The 21069-nt window shown below is 67.1% G+C and carries 24 protein-coding genes; 8 read left to right on the forward strand and 16 right to left on the reverse strand.

Annotated features, from left to right (window positions below; genetic code table 11):
* Positions 1-9 precede the first annotated feature (9 nt).
* Positions 10-1086, forward strand: coding sequence for an iron transporter (locus NO878_RS06770; RefSeq protein ID WP_256405197.1), 1077 nt, complete (start codon positions 10-12; stop codon positions 1084-1086).
* Positions 1087-1125: 39 nt separating this feature from the next.
* Positions 1126-2070 (forward strand): archaeosortase A, encoded by a 945-nt coding sequence (gene artA, locus NO878_RS06775; protein WP_256405198.1) that lies wholly within the window; start codon positions 1126-1128, stop codon positions 2068-2070.
* A 248-nt stretch (positions 2071-2318) separates the two neighbouring features.
* Here the strand turns inward: artA and dph5 are convergent, their stop codons facing one another.
* Both dph5 and NO878_RS06785 read right to left on the reverse strand, forming a co-directional pair.
* A complete protein-coding gene (gene dph5, locus NO878_RS06780; protein ID WP_256405199.1) occupies positions 2319-3113 on the reverse strand; it encodes a diphthine synthase in 795 nt (264 codons plus the stop codon).
* Positions 3114-3140: 27 nt separating this feature from the next.
* The gene (locus NO878_RS06785) at positions 3141-3296 is read right to left on the reverse strand and encodes a DUF7563 family protein (protein ID WP_187347710.1); all 156 of its coding nucleotides are present in this window, start codon (positions 3294-3296) and stop codon (positions 3141-3143) included.
* A gap of 102 nt (positions 3297-3398) precedes the next feature.
* Here NO878_RS06785 and NO878_RS06790 point away from each other — a divergent pair, with 102 nt between their 5' ends.
* Complete coding sequence (locus tag NO878_RS06790; RefSeq protein WP_256405200.1) at positions 3399-3839, forward strand: universal stress protein; 441 nt, start codon at positions 3399-3401, stop codon at positions 3837-3839.
* A 7-nt stretch (positions 3840-3846) separates the two neighbouring features.
* On the opposite strand, the gene NO878_RS06795 is transcribed toward NO878_RS06790, so the two are convergent.
* Entirely contained in the window at positions 3847-6105 is a 2259-nt protein-coding gene (locus NO878_RS06795) for an NADP-dependent malic enzyme (RefSeq protein WP_256405201.1), read from the reverse strand.
* 42 nt (positions 6106-6147) lie between these two features.
* The gene (locus tag NO878_RS06800; RefSeq protein ID WP_256405202.1) at positions 6148-7446 is read right to left on the reverse strand and encodes a hypothetical protein; all 1299 of its coding nucleotides are present in this window, start codon (positions 7444-7446) and stop codon (positions 6148-6150) included.
* 265 nt (positions 7447-7711) lie between these two features.
* On the opposite strand from NO878_RS06800, the gene NO878_RS06805 reads away from it, so the two are divergent.
* Positions 7712-8062, forward strand: coding sequence for a nuclear transport factor 2 family protein (locus NO878_RS06805; protein WP_256405203.1), 351 nt, complete (start codon positions 7712-7714; stop codon positions 8060-8062).
* A gap of 3 nt (positions 8063-8065) precedes the next feature.
* Here the strand turns inward: NO878_RS06805 and NO878_RS06810 are convergent, their stop codons facing one another.
* On the reverse strand, positions 8066-8341 hold the full coding sequence (locus NO878_RS06810) for a HalOD1 output domain-containing protein (protein ID WP_256405204.1): 276 nt from the start codon (positions 8339-8341) through the stop codon (positions 8066-8068).
* A gap of 320 nt (positions 8342-8661) precedes the next feature.
* Here NO878_RS06810 and NO878_RS06815 point away from each other — a divergent pair, with 320 nt between their 5' ends.
* Positions 8662-10209: a glutamate-cysteine ligase family protein gene (locus tag NO878_RS06815; RefSeq protein WP_256405205.1), complete on the forward strand. Its 1548-nt coding sequence runs from the start codon at positions 8662-8664 to the stop codon at positions 10207-10209.
* A 34-nt stretch (positions 10210-10243) separates the two neighbouring features.
* Here NO878_RS06815 and psmB read toward each other — a convergent pair whose 3' ends face one another.
* Together psmB and NO878_RS06825 are read right to left on the reverse strand one after the other, a co-directional pair.
* On the reverse strand, positions 10244-10981 hold the full coding sequence (psmB, locus tag NO878_RS06820; RefSeq protein WP_256405206.1) for an archaeal proteasome endopeptidase complex subunit beta: 738 nt from the start codon (positions 10979-10981) through the stop codon (positions 10244-10246).
* 48 nt (positions 10982-11029) lie between these two features.
* Entirely contained in the window at positions 11030-11197 is a 168-nt protein-coding gene (locus tag NO878_RS06825) for a hypothetical protein (protein ID WP_256405207.1), read from the reverse strand.
* Positions 11198-11447: 250 nt separating this feature from the next.
* Between NO878_RS06825 and NO878_RS06830 the strand changes: the two genes are divergently transcribed.
* Positions 11448-11885: a DUF5799 family protein gene (locus NO878_RS06830; RefSeq protein ID WP_256405208.1), complete on the forward strand. Its 438-nt coding sequence runs from the start codon at positions 11448-11450 to the stop codon at positions 11883-11885.
* Here the strand turns inward: NO878_RS06830 and NO878_RS06835 are convergent.
* From NO878_RS06835 to NO878_RS06875, 9 genes are all read right to left on the reverse strand, one after another.
* A complete protein-coding gene (locus tag NO878_RS06835) occupies positions 11882-12031 on the reverse strand; it encodes a DUF7557 family protein (RefSeq protein ID WP_256405209.1) in 150 nt (49 codons plus the stop codon). The genes NO878_RS06830 and NO878_RS06835 overlap by 4 nt on opposite strands.
* Positions 12032-12058: 27 nt before the next feature.
* Entirely contained in the window at positions 12059-13051 is a 993-nt protein-coding gene (locus NO878_RS06840) for an isocitrate/isopropylmalate dehydrogenase family protein (RefSeq protein ID WP_256405210.1), read from the reverse strand.
* The gene (locus NO878_RS06845; protein ID WP_256405211.1) at positions 13048-13692 is read right to left on the reverse strand and encodes a 3-isopropylmalate dehydratase small subunit; all 645 of its coding nucleotides are present in this window, start codon (positions 13690-13692) and stop codon (positions 13048-13050) included. Before NO878_RS06845 ends, NO878_RS06840 begins: the two co-directional genes overlap by 4 nt.
* Positions 13689-15107 (reverse strand): 3-isopropylmalate dehydratase large subunit, encoded by a 1419-nt coding sequence (gene leuC / locus NO878_RS06850; protein ID WP_256405212.1) that lies wholly within the window; start codon positions 15105-15107, stop codon positions 13689-13691. Before leuC ends, NO878_RS06845 begins: the two co-directional genes overlap by 4 nt.
* Before the next feature lie 54 nt (positions 15108-15161).
* A complete protein-coding gene (ilvC, locus tag NO878_RS06855) occupies positions 15162-16202 on the reverse strand; it encodes a ketol-acid reductoisomerase (RefSeq protein ID WP_256405213.1) in 1041 nt (346 codons plus the stop codon).
* Between the two features lie 2 nt (positions 16203-16204).
* On the reverse strand, positions 16205-16795 hold the full coding sequence (gene ilvN / locus NO878_RS06860; RefSeq protein ID WP_256405214.1) for an acetolactate synthase small subunit: 591 nt from the start codon (positions 16793-16795) through the stop codon (positions 16205-16207).
* On the reverse strand, positions 16792-18561 hold the full coding sequence (gene ilvB / locus NO878_RS06865) for a biosynthetic-type acetolactate synthase large subunit (protein WP_256405215.1): 1770 nt from the start codon (positions 18559-18561) through the stop codon (positions 16792-16794). The genes ilvN and ilvB overlap by 4 nt, the downstream gene beginning before the upstream one ends.
* A gap of 339 nt (positions 18562-18900) precedes the next feature.
* Positions 18901-20148, reverse strand: a complete 1248-nt coding sequence (locus NO878_RS06870) for a LeuA family protein (protein ID WP_256405216.1) — start codon at positions 20146-20148, stop codon at positions 18901-18903.
* Positions 20149-20212: 64 nt separating this feature from the next.
* Positions 20213-20341, reverse strand: a complete 129-nt coding sequence (locus NO878_RS06875) for a hypothetical protein (RefSeq protein WP_256405217.1) — start codon at positions 20339-20341, stop codon at positions 20213-20215.
* Between NO878_RS06875 and NO878_RS06880 the strand changes: the two genes are divergently transcribed.
* Together NO878_RS06880 and NO878_RS06885 are read left to right on the forward strand one after the other, a co-directional pair.
* Positions 20340-20711, forward strand: coding sequence for a cupin domain-containing protein (locus NO878_RS06880; RefSeq protein WP_256405218.1), 372 nt, complete (start codon positions 20340-20342; stop codon positions 20709-20711). The genes NO878_RS06875 and NO878_RS06880 overlap by 2 nt on opposite strands.
* A 56-nt stretch (positions 20712-20767) precedes the next feature.
* A complete protein-coding gene (locus NO878_RS06885; RefSeq protein ID WP_256405219.1) occupies positions 20768-21061 on the forward strand; it encodes a DUF5779 family protein in 294 nt (97 codons plus the stop codon).
* Positions 21062-21069: the final 8 nt, after the last annotated feature.

Consider the following 21069-nt stretch of genomic DNA (forward strand, 5'->3'; position numbering starts at 1 on the left):
AGCGTGGATATGAAGCGCCGGGAACTACTTCGGACGGGAGCAGCCCTGTCTGGGGCGCTGACGCTCGCTGGCTGTTCCAGCCTGATCGAGACGCGGGCGGCCGGGGTCCCCCCAGTCCCGGAGAACCGCCCCGACGGCGTCTACTATCCCAGCCACGTCGAGGGCATGGAGATGGTCGGCACAGCGTCGAGCGGTGACTACACCGTCGGTCTCATGTACAGCTACCCACACCGGTTCTGGAACGTCAACGGCGAGAGCGTCGCTCTGACGGAGATCGACGCCGACGACGCCGTCCACCTGATGGCGAGCGTCTGGGACACCGACACCGAGGCGATCCTCCCCGACACTGGCCTGTCGGCCGAAATCTACCGGGAGGGATCGCTCGTCTCTCAGGAGGCCATCTATCCCATGCTCTCCCAGCCGATGGGGTTTCACTACGGGGCGAACTTCGGGCTGGACGGTGAAGGCGAGTACACGGTTCGCCTGAGTGTTGGCGCGATGTCGACGCGCCGGACGGGGGCGTTCGAGGGCCGGTTTGCCGATCCGACGACCGTCGAGATTCCCTTCGAATACAGCGAGGCGGCGAAAGAAGACATCGCGTTCCGCACCCTCGACGACCAGGTCAGTACCCCCGGAGCGGTCGACGCCATGGCTATGACAGCCCTTCCCGACGCCGTCGCTCCAGCGGAGTCGGCACTGCCGGGTCGCGTCCTCGGTTCAGCGACGAGCGACGACGCTCGCCTGATTGTGACCGCCCTCGACACGCCGCCAGCGGGCGTCGACGGCGACGGGACGTACCTCGCAGTCTCGGCGCGAACGCGGTACAACCGAATGGTGATCCCCGCGATGGGGCTGTCGGGACGGCTAGCACGAAACGGCGAGGCCGTCTACGATGGGGCGTTCGAACGGACACTCGACCCGGATCTGGGCTATCACTACGGGGCGGTCGTCGACGACATCGCCTCGGGGGACGAACTCACCCTTTCGGTGACCGTCCAGCCACAGACGGCGCGCCACGAGGGGTACGAGACGGCCTTCGGCGGGCTCATGGGCGGGATGCCCGACGTGACGGTCGCGGTGCCCTGAACGACAAGGGATTTATCCGTCGGTGCCGTTGTCGCGGATATGGCAGGCCCCGTCACCGACGCGCTCGCCTGGGCCGTCATCGGGCTGTTTCTCGTCGGTGCGCTCCTCCGCTGGCGGGAGTACGACGGCGGGCGGACGGTTACCGTCGCCGCCTGGGCCGTCTTCGCCGCCTTCTGGGCGGCGCTCGTCCCCCACTTCGCGTTCGAGCAAAAGAGCTTCGTCGAGGGCTTTCTCTCGCTGGCCGCCGTCCCCGCGTCGCTGTACGTCGGATGGCTCCTCTACGACGGCCGGGACTCCCTGTTCGTCCTTTCGAAGGCCGTCGCGGTCATGGGGGTCGTCTACCTCCCCTTCGAGACGATTCCGGCGCTCACGATGGGCGGCCTCGCGCTCCCCTCACCCCGGTATGTCCTCATCTCGCATACGACCGCCCAGACCGAGCGAGCGATGGAACTGCTCGGGTACACGCCGACGCTCGTTGAAGGCGATCAGGGCTATCTCAATACGTTCAAATTCGTCACCGAGGGCGGACACGTCATCCTGTTCTCGATCATCCTCGCCTGTACAGGCCTGGGAAGCATCGCCATCTTCGTCGGCCTTATCGCCGCCGTGAAGGCGCCGTTGGGTCGAAAACTCCGTGCGCTCGCCATCGCCGTGCCCGTCATCTACGTCCTCAACATCGCACGGACGACGTTTATCGGCCTGATGTTCGGCAAGCAGTATATGCAGTGGTTCGTCGACGAAGTCCTCTTCCTGTTCGGCGGGACCGACCCCTACAAGGTCTCCTTTTACCTCTCGGATCGCGTCATCAGCCAGGTGCTCGCGGTGTTTGCACTGATCGCCGTCACCTACCTGGTCGTCCGCGAACTCCCCGAACTGCTGACGATCATCGAGGACGTCCTCTATGTCGTCACCCGCGAGGAGTACGACCTTCGGGAGGCCCTCGACCTGCCCGAACGGGGCGAGGTCGGACCGGGCGCCGATTAAAAACACAGGGAGACGGCGACAATGCTTTCGTGGGCAGGCTGAGCGTCCCTGATCGGTATGGCGTGTCGCGACGGCGGGTGTCACCCGACCTCAGAGCCTACCGACCCCGACCGACTCCCTACGAAGTTAAAATACGCAGAACTGTTTAAAATTGTCTATTTTTCCCAAATATTGAACTGTTATATCGCCATACTCCACATGTTCGTTGGTATTTTGGCGCCGTTACACTTTGGTTCGGTCGGATTCAGTCAGCGCTCGGGCAGGAGCGACGCGGGCGCCTCCGCGAGCGTTCGGAGCGCGTCGGCCTCGACGTGATGGATCTCGCCGGGAATCACTAGCAGGTGAAGCGGGTCGCCGAAGTCACGGTCGGCGAGGGCCGCGAGACGGTCGGCAACGACCAGCGGATCGGGACTGCCGGCCCGCGCGACGGCCACGGCGAGGCGGTCGGGCCACTCCGCGGCCAGCAGATCGGCAGCGACGTCGGCGGTCATGAACCGCTCGCCGGCGTCCGGTCCCCGTCCGTCGTCGACCTTGATGTCGAGGTAGACGAGGGTGTGGAGACCGCGCTCGCGGTTGGCCGCCACCGAGTCGACGACGGAATTGGGGACGCCATCCCCGCCGTGGGCGCGGGGAAAGGGGAGCGTGACGGCCTTCCCGAAGCGGTAGTTCTGGAGGCCGGTGAGACCGCTGGCCGCGGACTGGGCGGTGACGCCGTGGACCACTCGGGTGTCGATGCCGCGGTCGACCGCGCGCAGACGGAGGTCGACGTGGGTCGTCGAGATCATGGCGTCGCCGGCGGTCAGGAAGACGGCGTCGCCGGCCTCGGCGGCGTCGAGGATGGGGTCGGGGTTCCGCTCGACGCCGGCGCGGTCACGGATCTCGATGTCGATCCCGTGGTGGGATTCGAGAGCGTCGACGCTGGTGCCGACGAGTCGACTGGTGTAGAACTCGGCGAACGCGTGGTCGGCCGCACGGAGGGCGTCGCGTCCCTCGACCGTGATCGACCGCTCGTCGTAGAGTCCGAGGCCGACGAAGGTGAGCATACGGGTCGTGGGACGCGGGCGGATAAATCAGGTGCGTCTCGCGCGCGCCTGTCGTACGTCCGCGCCGTCGCGGACGAGGTCCTCACAGTTCGGGCAAACGCGGGGTTCGGTCATGCCGGAGGGAGCGAATACCCGGACGTAGTCGTCGGTGACGAACGAGCCACAGTTCTGACAGCTCGGCATACGTTCGCATGAGTGACGTGAACCAACATGTACGTTACGGCCGACCGGGTCGTCCGGGACAGGGGTCGTCGTTTCAAGTAACCCGGGATCGAACGGGCGCGTATGTACGACGCAATACTCGTCCCGACGGACGGTAGCGAGGGTGTCGACCGCACACTCGATCACGCCCTCGAGATGGCGAACAACCACGACGCGACGATCCACGCCCTCTATGTCATCGACCGCCGGTTCGAACTCGCGGCCGACGAGGACCGCGACGACCTGATCGCTCGCCTCACCGAACGCGGCGAGGCGGCCGTCGCGACGGTGGCCGAACGGGCCGAAGCCGCCGGCGTCGACGCCGTGACCGACGTCCGCGAGGGGGTGCCCTACAAGACCATCCTCGGGTACGCCGACGAGGCGGCCGTGGACGTGATTACGATGGGGACCCACGGCCGCACCGGCCGGGACCGACTCGCCCACCTCGGGAGCGTCACCGAGCGCGTCGTCGAGAACGCGACGGTCCCCGTCTTCGTGGTCAACATCGGGGACGACGCGGACTGATCGCCCGCTAGCGTTCCTGTGCGTCGACGACGGCGACGCCAGCGAGATTGACGATATCCTTGACCTCGTCGCCCCGCTGGAGGACGTGGACCGGTTCGTCCATGCCGACCAGCATCGGGCCGACGGCGTCGGCGCCGCCGAGGCGCTGGAGGAGTTTGTAGCCGATGTTCCCTGCCTCCAGATTCGGGAAGATCAGCACGTTCGCGGGGTCGTCCAACTCGGCGAAGTCGTAGGTCCCGTCGACGATATCCTCGACGACGGCCGTGTCGGCCTGCATCTCTCCGTCGACCGGGAAGTCGACCGCCGGATCGTCGCGTAAGGTCTCGGCGGCCCGGCGAGGCTTGCGCGTCCCCGCGTTGTCCACGCTCCCAAAGTTCGAATACGAGAGGAACGCCGCCCGCGGTTCGACGTTGAACCGCCGAGCCAACTCGCCGGTGTGGCGACCGATCTCGGCCAACTCGTCCGCGCCGGGGTCCTGGTTGACGGTGGTGTCGGCGACGAAGATCACCCGGTTGCGGAAGGCGAGCATGTAGACGCCGGCCGCGTACTCAGCGTCCGCGGCGGTTCCGATCACCTGGAGTGGCGGTCGCAACGCCGACGGATAGTGGTGGGTCAGCCCCGTGAGGAGGGCGTCGGCGTCACCGGCCTCGACCATCACGCTTCCGAAGTAGTCGGTGTCGGTGCGGACGCGGTCTTCGGCCTCGACCCGCGTGAGGCCTTTGCGCTTGCGCGCGTCGTAGAGTCGGTCGGCGTAGGAGTCGAGCGTGTCGGCCGCTGCCGGGTCGACGACCTCGGGGTCGAAGTCGAGACCGAGGTCCTCGACCCGACCTTCGATGGTCGCCCGGTCGCCCAGCAGAATCGGGTGGGCGATGCCTTCGGAGACCATCTGGGCGGCGGCGCGGATGGTCGTCGGGTTCGTCCCCTCGGCGAGGGCGACCCGCTTGGGGTCGGTCTTGGCCTTGTTGAGGATGATCCGCATCATCTCGCGGTCCTTGCCGAGGCGGGCCTCTAGGTCCTCGCGGTAGGTATCGAGGTCGAGGTCGACTCGGGTGACGCCGCTCTCGACGGCGGCCCGCGCGACAGCGGGAGCCACCTCGAAGAGCACGCGCGGGTCGAGCGCCTTCGGGATGAGGTACTCGGGGCCGTAGCGGAGCGGTTCGTCGCCGTAGGCCTTCGCGACTGCGTCGGGCACGTCCTCGCGGGCGAGTTCCGCGAGCGCGCGGGCGGCCGCAACCTTCATCTCCTCGTTGATCTCGCGTGCACGCACGTCGAGGGCGCCGCGGAACATGAAGGGGAAACAGAGGACGTTGTTCACCTGGTTGGGGAAATCGGAGCGCCCGGTGGCGGCGATGACGGTGTCGTCGCGGGCCGCCTTGGCCTCGTGGTAGCCGATCTCGGGGTCGGGGTTGGCCATCGCGAAGATGATCGGATTGTCGGCCATCGAGCGCACCATCTCGGGGTCGACGAGGTCGCCGACCGCGAGGCCGACGAAGACGTCGGCGCCGGCCATGGCGTCGGCCAGGTCGCCGGCAGGGCGGTCACTCGCGAACCGCGCCTTGTAGTCGTTGACTGCGCCGGCCTCGGCGCGGTCGGTCGTGACGATTCCCGAGGAGTCCACCATCGTCACGTTCTCGCGGGGAACACCGAGCGAGACGTAGAACTCGGCGGTGGCGATGGCGCTGGCACCCGCGCCGGCGAAGGCCACCTCCAGGTCGGCGAGATCCTTGTCGACGATGTCGGCCGCGTTGAGCAGGGCCGCCCCGGAGACGATGGCGGTACCGTGTTGATCGTCGTGGTAGACGGGGATATCCATCCGCTCGCGGAGGCGTTCCTCGATCTCGAAACACTCGGGCGCCTTGATGTCCTCGACGTGAATGCCGCCGAAGGAGGGTTCGGTGAGCGACACCGCCTCGACGATGGCGTCAGGATCAGCGGTGTCGAGTTCGAAGTCGAAGACGTCGATGTCGGCAAAGCGCTTGAGCAGCACGCCTTTGCCCTCGATGACGGGTTTCGACGCCTGGGCGCCGATATCACCGAGACCGAGGACCGCCGAACCGTTCGAGACCATGCCGACCAGATTCCCCTTCGCGGTGTACGTGTAGGCGTCGGCGGGGTCGTCGGCGATGGCCCGGCAGGGGGCGGCCACACCCGGCGAGTACGCCAGGCTCAGATCGCGCTGTGTGCTGGTCGGCTTCGTCGTCTCGATAGCGACTTTCCCCGGTGGGTCGCGCCGGTGGTAGTCGAGGGCGTCTTCGTCGAGTCCCATACCGCCGACTCGACGCCCGCGATGATAAAACGGGGCGGACGATTAGGCGTCCGCGGGCGGGGTGGCAAGCCAGGTGCCGCGCAGGCCGGCGGCCCACTCCGGCCGGCGCTCCCACGGCACGTCGGCCGGAAGGGCAGTGACGACCGTCGCGCCGGCGCGGACGCGATAGGCATAGATCGTCTTCCCATCCACCTCGTAGAGGATCCGGTCCCACGGCCGCCCGGCGAAGGTGGCGGTTCCCGAGGTAGTCACCGGGCCCTCCTCGGCCGACGCGACGGCCGACCGGGCGGCGTCCGGCGAGGAAAAGCGCTCGACGTACAGCGGATTGGCGTTGAACCCCGCGTCGACCGCGTCGATCATCATCGTGATGCCGACGGTCCGACTCGTCGAACGGACCGGGCCGAAGAGGTCGGTAAGGACCGGTTCGAAGTCGTCGAGTCGCTCGCGGTAATCGACCGTGTCCTCGAGAAGCGCCACGGTGCCGTCCTCGCCGACCGCGTACAGTTCGTTGTACTGCGGTTCGTTCTCGTGTTCGTTGAGCGGATGGGGGGTGGAGTGCGCGTGGGCGTGTGCGTAGGTTCGGTGTCCGCTCGGGAACTCGTGGGTGTGTCGGTCGATCCCGTCGTCGGTCGTCGACTCGGTGCGATCCGGATGGGCCCACGTGGTAACGTCGTGATCGACGCTGACGAGCGCGACGATCAGGTCGTCGTCGCCCGGGACGAGCAGGTCGTACAGCGTGCCGTAGGCCGGACGCCGGGAGAACGCGTTTTCGACGTACGACGTCGAGATGACCCGCTGGTAGAACTGCCGCGCACGGGAGAGCGCCCGCCGCTGGAGTTCCTCGTCGCTCCGGGTGACTCCCCGTTCGAAGTCACGCACGTAGACGTTGTCACCGGTTCGGAGTGTGGCATCGACGACGAAGTGATCGGTGAGAGTCGCCCGCACGTAGTCGGCGACGGCCGTAGTCGCCTCGCGCAACGCCGTCACGTGTGACTGGGTCGCCTGGTCGGCGTCCGCGGCGTCGGAGATTGCCCCGAGGACGCGGTTGGCCCGCGTCCGGAAGCCGCGGATGGCCGGGCTGTACTCCGTGCGCAGCCACTCGAACTCCGATACGATGTCGGCTGTGGTCCCCGCGAGGTCGGCGTGAGCGACCGGCGTCGCCGTCGCCGTCTCGGTGTCGTTCGTCCCGCCGGTGTCGGTGGTCGCCGTCTCCGCCGTCGACTGTCTGGCGGTCGACGCGCCGTCGGGAGTCGTCGCCTCGGAGCTATCGAAACACCCCGCGAGGAGGGAGGACTGGGCGAGAGCGGCGGCCGCCAAAAGCCCTCGTCGGGTCACGGACATTCGATGTGAGCGAAGGACGGCGGTCAATTAGCTCTGTCGGCCGACTGAGCGGCGAGCGTTAACGTCTTGAACCGGGGTGTCGAACGTCGTCGTATGAACCTTCCATCGTCGACGACGCCCGAAGGGCTCTTCGAGTACATGATGGTGTTCCTCCTCCTGGCGGCGGCACTCGGATTCGCCGTCATCTACTTCGGCGGGTGAACCGGCCGATTCACGGGTAACGTTCATGACGGTGTGCCCGAAACTGACGGCCGGTGCGACACCTATGACAACAACCGAAGACGTGCTGGACCACCACCTCGACGCGTTCACCGCACAGGACCTCGACGAGACGCTCGTAGATTACACGGACGACTCCGTCGTCATCACTAACATGGGGACATTCCGTGGACTCGACGAGATCGAGGGCCTGTTCGCCGACCTGTTCGCGGAGTTTTCACAGGACGGCTCGCGGATCGACCTCGAACAGAAGACCGTCGAAGGCGAGTACGGGTATATCGTCTGGGACGGGGAGACGCCCGATAACGACTACGAGTTCTGTACCGACACGTTCGTCGTCCAAGACGGGACGATCCACCGACAGACCTTCGCTGGAAAGATCGAGCCGAACGCGTAGTCCTCAGGCCGGACGAGCGAGGACTCGGCCGTCCCCACGAACGGTGACACGGAGGTCATCGACCGGGAAGCTGATCCGTAAGGAAGGGTCGGAATCGGTCACGAGCGCGTCTAGCGCGTCGGGGTCGACGTAGTCGAACAGCGGCGGATCGCTCCCCTCCCGGGCCGCGTTGAGTACCTCGGCAACGACGATGCTCGGCGGGAGTTCCTCCGCGTCGAAATTGGCCACGTACGCGCCGCTGTCGTCGTCCCACGTCACTAGAGAGTCGGAGCCGATCATGGACGGCAGACCACCCCTACGGGTGGCGTAGCCGTGGTGTGGCCGGACGGCTCGGTATCGGCGAGGCTCCGCGGCCGAGGACCGCGATGTTGGTCGGGCATGGTGTGGGTGTACGCCTACGTCTCGGAGTACAGCTAGTGACCTCTGCACAATATGTCTTTTGGGCAACGTGTGTGCCGCCGTCGACGTGGCTCCGTCGGTCGACCTCTTCGGCCCTCAGATCACCGGCGCGTGGCAGAGCCGTTACTCTCGCTCGCTCGGCCGGCACCACGATGGCGCGAGGCACGGGATTCAAGACGGTGTGTCGTGCAGGGGAGGGTATGAATCGTGACCTGGCGGCACGGGTCCGAGACGTTCTCGACGTAGACGTCTCCGAGTTCCGTGCGCAGGCACAGGCGGACGCGGAGGTGGTCAAGACCGAACTCAAGGACGGTACCTTCGACAATCACCGCTCCATCGTGGGGCTGGAGTACGAGTTCTACGCTGTCGCCGACGGGCGGTGGCGGCGGAACGGCGACGACGACGACGCGGGCTCGGAACTCGTCCGCGTTCCGCGTCGGCTCCTCGAACTCATCCGCTTCGAGAAGGAACTCGGGTTGCACAACGCGGAGTTGACGACCAGTCCACAGCCGTTGAACGCCGAGGGCCTTCGGGCGCAGGCGGCGGGCGTCCGGTCGCATCTCTCGTCGGCGCTCCAGACGACCCGCATCGAGGGGATGCGCCTCGTCAGCGACGGCATCTGGACCATCCCGCCGTCGGGCGAGACGGCGCGGCGGTATCTGACCGACAGCATCTCGGATCGGGGCGTCCGCGTCGCCACGAACATGACCGACGCGGTGCGGTATCACGCGATGGCCAACGGCCCGAACGCGCCGACTCCGTTCGCCATCGAGGCGCCCCACGTCAGCCTCGACGCCGACACGGTGATGCCCGAGAGCCTCATCACCTCCATCCAGCCGCACTACCAGGTGCCTCACGCCTCGGACTTGCCGACCTACCACAACTACGCCCTGCGTGTCGCCGGGCCGTTGCTGGCACTCGGCGTCAACTCCCCGTTTTTCCCGCCGGACCTCTACGACGAGGGCGCCGACCCGGCGGCGGTCGTTGCGGACGCCCACGCGGAGAACCGCATCCACGTCTTCGAGTCCGTCCTCAACACCGAGGGCGCCGAGAAGGTGCGCTTCCCGCGTGACCTCGACACCGTCGAAGAGGCGGTCGACCGCGTCGCGAGCGATCCGACCGTCGTCCCGATGCCCGTCGACCGGGGAGACCGCTTCGACGACAAGTTCGCCACCCTCCGACGCAAGCACGGCACGTTCTGGCGGTGGGTGCGGCCGGTCTTCGACGGCGCCGACCGCTCGTCGGCCAACGCCCGAATCGAGTTCCGGCCCATCGCCGCGCAGCCGACCGTCAGTGACTCCATCGCCTTCCTGGCGACCGTCGCCGGCCTGATGGAGAGTCTCCCACGCCACGAACACCCCGTGATCGGCCAGGACTGGACCGTCGCCAAGGAGAATTTCTACGCCGCGGCCCGCCACGGCACCGCCAGCGAGCAGCGCTGGGTCACCAACGACGGCCAGGAGACGACCGATCCGGCGGTCGTCTACGACGACATCTTCTCACACGCCGTCGAGGGACTGCGAGCCGCGGGCTGTTCGACCGACGAGGCGGAGTCGTACGTCGCCCCCCTGCGGCAACGCGCCGAGGCAGGCGTCACGCCGGCGGCGTGGAAGCGCGACCGGGTACGACGGCGGGTCGCAGACGGGGCGTCGCTGGCGACGGCCATCCCCGCGATGCAGCGCGCTTACGTTGACAATCAGACGGAGACACTGCTCGACGGGGCGTTCGTGGACTGGCTGGACGACTGAAAACGGAGTCGTCTCGGCGGGGAGAGACCGGCGTCTACAGCAGCGCCTCGAAGTCCTTGTGTTTCGTGATCTCGACGCCTTCGTCGGTGACGACGGCGAGATTGATGCCGTTGCCGGAGGCCAGGTCGCGTTCGACCGCGCTCTGGATGGCGTGGGCGGCGACGGATTTTGCCTCGTCGACCGAGAGGTCCGCGTCGTACTCCTGTTCGAGGACACCGAGGGCGTACTGGCTCCCGGAGCCGGAGACGGCGTAGTCTTCTTCCATCATCCCGCCGAGGGGATCGAGGCTGTAGACGTGTGCGCCGTCCTCGTCGACGCCGCCGAGAAGCGGAGAGACGATGAAAAAGGCCCCCGAGCGGAGGAAGTTACTCGTAAGCGTCGAGAGCGCTTCCATGCTCATGTCCTTGCCGCGACGGGTCTCGTAGAGACTCGTCTCGGATCGAAGAGAGCGGATGAGCGACTGGGCGGCCGAGACCGACCCTGCGATGGTGAGGGCGGCGTTGGGGTGGATCTTCTCGACCTTCTGGACGTCCTTGCTGGAGACCATCCGGCCGGCGCTGGCGCGCATGTCGGTCGCCATCACCACGCCGTTCTCGGTCGAGAGTCCGACAGTCGTCGTGCCGGTTTTCATCTCTTTGTCTTCGCCTTCGGCCGCGGCGAGACGCTGCTCGGTGTCGGTGAACTCGCCGATCTCCGGGCCGAACACCGGCCGGTCGCCGCCGTCGAGACGCTCCTGTGTCCGTGAAAAGTCCTGATTCGTCGGAGTACGCATCACCTGCCTTTGCGGGGGCGCGCTGATAAATGCAACCCTTCCCGATGCTCACGCAGTGCTCTCGTACGCACGCCCGGCGGCCGCCACGAGGTCGCCGACCGGCATCGGGACGCCGAGTCGCCCGGCCATCAGGGCAAGCGGCATCAGAAGGATACCGACCACGAGAGTCAACTGGTAAACGGTGAACACGCCGGCGCGATACAGTGAATCGAGCATCTGCGTAGTCGTGGCAGGAGCGACGGTCGTATATAAGGGTTCCGTCCCTGCCACTCCGCGCATCCCGACGCAGTCTGCCGATTCGCTCTCACCGACCGCCGTCACCCTCGCCCACTCACTCCCACGCGTCATCGGCGTATTCCGGGGATGCAGTATCCCGGTCTCATGCATAAGTTATGCATCGCATCGGCGGCACGTACGCGCGGCGGCGTGGGAAACGCTGATACGTCGGGTCGCCGTACGCCAGATCATGTCGAACTGGACCGATAGGATCGTCAGCGACCGGATGGCGGTCGACCGGGAGTTCAGCGATCGGGTCCGTGCCTCGGAGTTCTCGAATCAAGAGTGGGGGTTGATCATGACCGCCGTCGAGTTCGAAATCGAAGATCCGGGCGATCCGGAACAGGCACGGATCGTCCCCAACACGGAGAATCTCCCGCAGATGATGCCCGAGTTAGAGAAAGTCGGACAGGCAGGTCCCGGCGGCGGGGCGCCACAACAGGACAGCGGCACCGGCGTCCTCGACGCCGTCCGCGGTGCGCTCGGCCTCGGTGACGACGACAGCGAAGACCGACTCGACGCCGCGGAGCGTCTCGTCGGCGAGTACGCCACCGAACTCCAGACGCGACTCGAAAATGACGGCAAGTGGACGGACGTCCGCGAGACGTACCACGACGAGGAGCGCTAACCCTCGTCGCCGCTGTGGAACAGCGTGAGTTCCTCGGCCTCGTAGATGTTGATGAGTTCGGTGACGATTTCGTCGTACTCCTCGTGCTCCTGACGGAGGGTGTCGAGTCGAGCGACGGTCTCGTCGTCGAGGTGAATCTGTGGCATACGTCCCCAAAAGGACGGTGTGTCCGCTTAATGTTCGGGGAGCCGGTCGACGACCGCTTCAGCGACGGCGTCGGTGGTCGCTGTCCCGCCGAGGTCGGGCGTCCGCGGGCCGTCGGCGAGCGTCGCCTCGACGGCCGCCCGCACGTCCCGCGCCGCGCCGTCCGCGCCGAGGAACTCGAGGAGCATCGCGGCCGAGAGGATCGTCGCCGACGGGTTGGCGATTCCCTCGCCCGCGATGTCGGGCGCACACCCGTGGACGGGTTCGAAGATACCCCGCTCCGAGCCGATGTTCGCGCTCGGCAGCAGTCCGAGACCGCCGACGAGGCCGGCGGCCAGATCCGAGAGCACGTCCCCCGCCAGGTTCGGACAGACGATCACGTCGTACCCCGCGGGGTCCATCGCGAGGTGGGTCGCCATCGCGTCCATGTACGCCTCGTCGACGTCGACGCCGCGGGCGGCCGCCTCCTCGCGGACGGTGTCGACGAAGAGACCGTCGGTGACGCGCATCACGTTGTTTTTGTGCGCGACGGTGAACCCGTCGTGGCCGTTCGACTCGACGTAGTCGCAGGCGAACTCGGCGAGCCGCCGGGACGCCGACTGGGTCACCAGCCGCGTCAGCGTCGAGACATCCTCCGTGAGGCGGTTCTCCACCCCGGCGTACACGCCCTCGGTGTTCTCCCGGAGAATCACCAGGTCCGTCTCGGGCTGGACGGCGTCGACGCCCGGGTAGGTCCGTGCCGGGCGCACGTTGACGAAGGAGTCGACGGCGTCCCGGAGGGGGAGGATCACGTCCGCGGACGTTTCGCCGGTCGCGCCGAACAGCGTCGCGTCGGCTTCACTGACCGCCTCCAGAGTCCCCTCGGGCAGGGGTGTCCCGCGCTGTTCGGCAACAGCGTCGCCCGCCTCGGCGTGGACGAACTCGATGTCGGCGACGGCGTCGAGCACCTCTAAGGCCGCGGGGACGACTTCGTGGCCGATGCCGTCACCCGGAACGACGGCAACGGTGGCTGTCTCGCTCATCGCGACTCGACGTACGGCAGGTCAGCCGCCGTCTCGTCGATGGCGTCCATCTTCGACCGGAGCAGGGCGACCGTATCCCAGATGCCCTGCACCAGCGCACCGCGCATCGCCTCGTCGATATCGACGTCGACGGTCTTCCCGTCGTAGGTGACCGTCTCCGCGGCCACCTCGAGTTCGATCCCCGCGTCGGGCGTCGCCTCGATGAAGTCCTGTAACTCGGCGACCGTCTCCGGCTCGGCCGTCGCCGCCGGGATGCCCAGCGACTTGCAGTTGTCCGCGAAGATTTCGGCGAAGGACTCGCCGACGATAGCCTCGACACCCCAGCGGGCGAGTGCCCGCGGCGCGTGTTCCCGCGAGGAGCCACAGCCGAAGTTGTCGTTGACGACGAGGACGTTCGCACCCTTGTACTCGTTGAACGGGTGATCGTTGCGTTCGCCGTCGTCGTCGCGGCGGGCGTCGTAGAAGGCGTACTCGTCGAGACCCTCCCAGGTCGTCGTCTTGAGGAACCGGGCGGGGATGATCTGGTCGGTGTCGATGTCGTCGCCGCGGACGGGAACGCCGGTGCCGGCAACGCGGCGCACCTTCATCTCCTCGACGCCGACATCGTCTTGCCGTGGACTCTGCGACCCTTCGTCGCTCATGCCCCTCCCTCCATCTCGCGCACGTCGGTCACTTCGCCGGCCACCGCGGCGGCGGCGACCATCGCGGGACTCATCAGCACGGTTCGGCCGTCTTTGCTCCCCTGTCGCCCCACGTAGTTGCGGTTCGAGGAGGACGCACACCGCTCGTCGCCCTCCAGGGAGTCGTCGTTCATCGCCAGACACATCGAGCAGCCGGCTTCGCGCCAGTCGAACCCCGCCTCGCGGAACACCTCGTCGATCCCCTCGGCTTCCAGTTTCGACTTCACCGTCTGGGAGCCAGGAACCGCGAGCGCCCGCACGTCGTCGTGGACCTCGCGACCCTCCAGCACTGCGGCGGCCTCGCGGAAGTCGCTCACGCGACCGTTCGTACAGGTGCCGAGGAAGGCCACGTCGATGTCGTAGCCGGCCATCGGCTCGCCCGGTTCGACACCCGTGTGGTCCTGGGCGGTGCGAGCGGCCTCGCGCTTGCCCTCCGGCAGATCCGCGGGGGCCGGAACCGGCTCGGAGACGCCGACAGCTTGCCCGGGGTTGGTTCCCCAGGTGACCATCGGCGCTAAGTCGCTTACGTCCAGGTGGACCACGTCGTCGTAGTCGGCGTCGGGGTCGCTCCTGATCGACTCCCAGTACGCCTTGCGCTCCTCGAAGGCCTCGCCCTCGGGGGCGAACTCGCGGCCACGCAGGAACTCGTAGGTGGTTTCGTCGGGGTTGATGTAGCCCGCGCGGGCGCCACCCTCGATAGACATATTACACACCGCGAGCCGCTCCTCCATCGAGAGGTCGCGGATCGCCTCGCCGCCGTACTCGTAGACGTAGCCGACGCCGCCGTCGACGCCGAGTTCGGCGATGATTTTCAGGATCAGGTCCTTCGAGTGGACGCCTGGACCGAGACGGCCCTCGGTCTCGATACGGCGCACGTCGGCCTTATCGGCGGCGACACACTGCGAGGCGAGCACGTCGCGCACCTGACTGGTGCCGATGCCGAAGGCGATAGACCCGAAGGCGCCGTGGGTGGCGGTGTGGGAGTCGCCACAGACGACGGTCATCCCCGGCTGGGTCAGCCCCAGTTCGGGGGCGACGACGTGGGTGATGCCCTGTTTCTCGGAGTCCAGGCCGTAGAACTGGATGTCCGATTCGCTGGTGTTGCGCTCGAGAGCGGTGAGCATTCCCTCGGCGGACTCGTCGGCCAGCGGGCGCTCGCGACCCTCCGGCTGGGTCGGCACGATGTGGTCTACCGTGGCAACGTTGCGCTCGGGGTAGGGAACCTCGATGCCCCGCTCTCGGAGCTCCGAGAACGGCTGGGGGCTGGTCACCTCGTGGATGAGGTGGAGGCCGATGAACAGTTGGTCCTGTCCGTTCGGCAGGTCCGCGACCTTGTGCTGGTCCCACACCTTGTCGTAGAGCGTATCCGCGCTCATCGTGGTCGGCACCTCGGGCCGCCGTCTCGCGGCTCGGCCGAGCGGTGACGCCGCTCAGTCATCGGCCGGAGCCTCTGCCTCCTCCGGGGCCTCCTCCTCGGCCCAGGAGAACAGCGCACGCAGTCGGGCGCCGACCTCCTCGATGTCGTGGTTCCGGTCGGCCCGGTACAGTTGGGTGTAGCTCGGGCGACCGGCCTGGTTCTCCGCGATCCACTCGCGGGCGAACTCGCCGTTCTGGACGGCTTCGAGCGCCTCGTCCATGTTCTCGCGAACGCTCTCGTCGACGATTTCTGGACCGACCGCGAGGCCGCCGTACTCGGCGGTGTCGGAGACCGAGTTCCACATCTCGGCCATTCCTCCCTCGTACATCAGGTCGACGATCAGCTTCATCTCGTTGAGACACTCGAAGTAGGCCATCTCGGGGCTGTATCCCGCGTCGACGAGCGTCTCGTAGCCCTTCTTGATGAGCGACGTGATGCCGCCACAGAGGACGGCCTGTTCGCCGAAGAGGTCCGTCTCGACCTCCTCTCGGAACGTCGTCTCGACGACGCCGGCGCGGGTACAGCCGATGGCCTGAGCGTACGCCAGTGCTTCCTCCTTGGCCTCGCCGGTCGTGTTCTGGTAGACGGCGAGGAGCGCCGGCGTGCCCGTGTCCTCGACGTAGTTACGCCGGAGGAGATGCCCCGGCGTCTTCGGGGCGATCATCGTCACGTCGACGCCCTCGGGGGGCTGAATCTGGTTGTAGTGGATGTTGAACCCGTGAGCGAACTGGAGGGTGTCGCCCTCCTCCAGGCCGTCACTGATGGCCTCGAACACCGCCGGCTGGACGGTGTCGGGGACGAGCATCGAGACGATGTCCGCCTCCGCGGCGGCGTCGTCCGGTGTCGCCACGCGAAGGCCGTCGTTCTCGGCCTGCGTCCACGAGTCCGAGGACTGTCGCAGCCCGACGATCACGTCGATCCCGCTGTCGTCGAGGTTCTGTGCGTGGGCGTGCCCTTGGCTGCCGTAGCCGAGGACGGCCACGGTCTTGTCGGCGATTACGTCGCTGTTCGCGTCGTCGTCGTAGTATACTGGGACGGTGAATTCGTCTGTCATGGTTATGTCGTCTTGCGTGTGCCGCGTTCGAGCGCCGCAGTGCCGGTGCGGACGATTTCGTGGATGCCGAATCGCCCGAACGTCTCGACGGCGGCGTCGATCTTCTGCTCGCTGCCCGTGATCTCGACCGTCACCGACTCCCGGGAGACGTCGACGGTCTTGCCGTCGTACATCTCCGCCACCGCACCCACCTGATCGGGAGCGCTCCCGTCGACCTTGATCAAGGCGAGTTCGCGCCGGATGGCGTCGGGTTCGAGTTCCGTGACGGCGATGACCGGAACGAGCTTCTGGAGTTGCTTTTTCGCCTGTTCGATGCCCGGTTCGGGCTCGTCGATTTCGAGGGTGATCCGCGCCCGGTCCCCATCGGTGGTCGGCCCCACAGTCAGGCTTTCGATGTTGAACTGGCGGCGACGGAAGAGGCCGGAGACGTTGGCCAACACCCCCGGCTCGTGTTGCACGAGCGCCGAGAGGACGGCCCGTCGACTCTCGGGTTCGGCCTCCACCTCGGGGTCGATGCGGATGCCCTGGGAGTTGCGCCGGCCGTCCGGGGAGGCGCGCTCCTCCGGCGGCGGTCCTTCCAGTCCACCGCTCATAGTTGATCCTCCGAGAGGGCGAACTCGTCGTTGGCACCGCCGCTTGGCACCATCGGGTAGACGTTCTCCGCGGGATCGATGTGGAAGTCGATCACCGAGGGACCGTCGTAGTCGAGTGCCGCCTCGATGGCGTCGGCCACCTCGTCGTAGTCGTCGACGCGCCAGCCACGGGCGCCGAAGGCCTCCGCGAGCTTGTCGAACTCCGGGATCCAGCTGTACCCAGCGGCCATGTGACGGCCTTCGAAGAAGGCGTCCTGCCACTGGCGGACCATCCCGATGTACTCGTTGTTCAGGATGGCGACCGTGATGTCGAGGTCCTCGCGCACCGCGACCGAGAGCTCCTGAACCGTCATCAGGAAGGAGCCGTCGCCGTCGACGCAGACGACCTCCTCGTCGTCGTCGGCAGCCAGTCGGGCGCCGATGGCCGCGGGAAGCCCGTAGCCCATCGTCCCGAGGCCGTGCGAGGAGACCCAGGTGCGTGGCTCGCGGAACGTCCAGTACTGGGACGCCCACATCTGGTGTTGACCGACCCCCGAGGTGACGATGGCCTCGTCGCTCGTGGCCTCGTCCAGCGCCTCGACGACGAACTGCGGTTTCAGCGGTTCGTCGTCCGGGGTCGCGTACCCCATCGGGTACTCGGTCTTCCAGGTCTGACACTGCTCGCGCCACTCGTCGGCGTCGGGCGCCTCGGGCAGCGCGTCGTGGAGTTGTTCGAGGACACGCCCCGCGTCGCCGATCAGCGGGTAGTCGGCGTGGATATTCTTGCTGACCTCCGCGGGGTCGATGTCGACGTGGATCACCTCCGCGTCGGGGGCGAACGTCTCGATACCGCCCGTGAGGCGGTCGTCGAAGCGGGTGCCCACGGCGATCAGGAGATCCGTGTGGTTGATCGCCATGTTGGCGTAGCCGGTGCCGTGCATCCCCGCCCACGACAGACAGAGGTCGTGGTCTTCGGGCACCGTCCCGATGCCGGGCATCGTCGTGACGACCGGAATCTCGTACTCGGTGGCGAACGCCCGCGCCTCCTCACTGGCGTCGGCTTTCACGACGCCACCGCCGAACAGGAGCAGGGGTCGGTCGGCTGCCTCGATGGTGTGGGCGGCCGTCTCCACCGCGTCCGCGTCGGCTTCCTCCTGTGGCGTGTAGGTCTCCGGGGTCTGTGGCATGCCCGGATCGCGGTCCGTCTCGTTGTTGGTCACGTCCTTCGGAAGGTCGACGAGCGTCGGCCCAGGACGACCGCTGCCCGCGAGCGCCACCGCCTCGCCGACGGTGTCGCCGACGGTGTCGGCGTCGCTCGCGAAGTAGTTGTTCTTCGTAATGGGCGCGGTGATGCCAGTCGTGTCCGTCTCCTGGAAGGCGTCGCTGCCGACCATACTCTGTGGAACCTGGCCCGTCAACGCCACCACGGCGTCGGAGTCCATGTTCGCGTCGGCGATGCCCGTCACGAGGTTGGTCGCGCCAGGGCCCGAGGTGGCCAGACAGACGCCCGGCCGCCCCGACACCACGTTGTAGGCGTCGGCGGCGTGGGCCGCTCCCTGCTCGTGGGCCATCATCACGTGGTCGATGTCCGATCCCCAGAGGGCGTCGTACACCGGCATGATCGCGCCGCCCTGCACCCCGAACATGGTCTCGATGCCGGCGTTCTCGAGGGCGCGCACGGTGGACGTCGCGCCGGACGTGACGGTCGTCGGCGTGCCGTCGCCGCCTTTCGCGTCGGCGTCGGTCGTCTCCTCAGTCTCCCGCTGTTTGGTCGTTCGTTCGCTCATGGTTCTGTCTCGGTCGGTCGATGACGGTGTGTCCGTCGCTGATTATGTGTATCGGTCATGGTCGAGTGGCCGTCTGACTCCCTGTGGACGGTACGTGTGCCGGAGAGGATGGTGGATGGTGAGGGGCTATACAGCCCCTACAATGGGCTCGACCGGGCCGCCGACTTCGCGCTGGCGACCCCCCGAGGGGCCGGCGCTCGCGGCCTGACTGCGGTCGATATCGAGCCCTCGCATCGTACCCGTTCGATCCCGCTCCGGGCGTATAACGCTTTCCGTCGCGGTCGGTCGGCGAGGGAGCCACCCGCCGCTCCACGGGTGGAGCGAACGGGCGGGGCCCCATCAGGCGCGGACCTCCTCCTCGCGCGTGACGTTCTCCTCGCGGGCGAACCGCCGGAGATCCGCCATCGTGACGCGCTGTTTGTCCGCGCCGTAGTCCTTGACCAGTCGGGTGACCGCGCGGACCTCGGCGTCGGTCGGCGCGTAGCCGATCTCCTCGAGGCGCTTGCGCACCGAGTGTGTCCCCGTGTGCTTCCCGAGCACGAACTCCCGGGTGGCACCCACCATCTCGGGGGTCATCACGCCCGGTTCGAACGTATCCGAGTTCTCGATGACGCCCGCGGCGTGGATGCCGCTCTCGTGGGAGAACGCATTCCGTCCCACGACGGGCTTGTTCGGCGGGTTGGGGATGTCGCTGTAGTCCTCGACCATCCGGGATAGCTCCGTGATCCGGGTGGTGTCGATCCCGGTGTCGACGTCGTACAGCGCCTCCGAGGCCATCACGACCTCCTCGAAGGCAGCGTTGCCGGCGCGCTCACCAATGCCGTTGACCGACACCTGCGCCTGTGCGGCGCCAGCCTCGAACCCGGCGATGGCGTTCGCCGTTGCCAGGCCGAAGTCGTCGTGTGCGTGCACGTCGACCCGCGCGTCAGTGTTCTGACGCACCATCTGCACCAGGTCCATGAACCGGGTGGGGGTTGCGACCCCACACGTGTCGGGGATGTTGATCCAGTCGGTCCCCGCCTCGCTGACCGCCTCGACCATCTCGACGAGGAAGTCGTCGTCGGTCCGAGTGGCGTCCATCGGCGAGAACATACACTCCACGCCCGCCTCTTTCACGCGCTCGACGCAGCTGACCGCGCGCTCGACGGCCTCCTCACGGGAGGCGTGCATGGAGTCCTGCAGTTGCACGTCGCTCGTGCTCACGAAGACGTGGATCAGTCCCACGCCCGACTCGATCGCCGCCTCGACGTCCTTGTCGACGACACGGGCGAGACCACACACCGTCGTGTCGGTGGCGTTGGTGATATCCTGGACGGCCTCGAACTCGGCGTCCGAGTTGACCGGGAATCCCGCCTCGATGACGTGGGTGCCCATATCGTCGAGTACTTCGGCGATGTCTCGCTTCTCGTCGTAACTGAACGACGTGCGTGGCGACTGCTCACCGTCTCGTAGCGTCGTGTCGAAAATTCGTACACCGTCGATTTCACCGGTGCGGGCCAACGTGCCCTGGAAGAACTCGATCCGCCGGGGTATCCGACGAATCCTCCATGTCGTTAGACATTGTATCCTACCAGAGGATGCCCCCAATATAAAAAACTGTCCCTGTGGGCTGGGACGTAAGCTGGCTGACCAGTCGCCACCGACCCCCCTCTCACCCGTCGATTCGCCCGTTTCGGTCGTCCGAGAAGTCGTCGACCACCGGCGATGTCGCGGGTCTCTCGTGGTCGCCGCACACGTTCGGGGCAACCCTCTCGGGGTCGACGCGGGGAGTGTTCGTCATGCCACGGATCGACTTCGAGGCTGGACGCGAGTACGACGACGAGCAGTTCACCGCAACGCCCGCCTTCGAGAGCGACCGGGCGAAGGTGCTCCGTGTCTGCTTCGAGCCGGGGCAGTTCATCCCCGTCCACGCGCCGGCAAGCGACCTCGTCGTCTCGGTCAGGGAGGGAACCGGTCTCGTCCGGGAAGGCGAGACGTCCCACCGGGTCGAACCCGGTGACGCTATCGTCGTCCCCGCGGACACGCCGCGAGGGATCAAGGCCGACGACGAGCGACTGGAGGCGCTCGTGATGGTCGCGCCACCGCCCACGGACGCCGACCACGACCCAGTCCGAGAGGGCCTGCGACGCGGCGAGTTCGACCCCGACTGACGGCCGTCGTGGGCGACGCCCGAACGCTTTTCTCGCGCCCCCGCGACCGTAGAGCCATGAGCGAGTTCGACCTCGACCTCCGCAACGCGGAGGAACAACTCGAGGGCGAGGACGATGGGGGGGCGGAGGTGATTCTCGGCGTCCTCGACGGGACCACCGATCCGGCCGAGTGGATTGCCGCCGTCGAGGGCGGCGACGTACTCGTGTTGGACGTCGACGGGGATCTGAACCGACTCGCCGCCGGGTTCGCCCGCGAGGTCAGGGACGCCGGCGGGACGCTGATGCGCTTCCGGGGGTTTCTCGTCGTGACACCGCCGGGCGTCGGCATCGACACCGACCGACTCTCCTAGCGCCGGAT

The organism is Haloplanus ruber (genome assembly GCF_024494725.1).
GTDB lineage: Archaea > Halobacteriota > Halobacteria > Halobacteriales > Haloferacaceae > Haloplanus > Haloplanus ruber.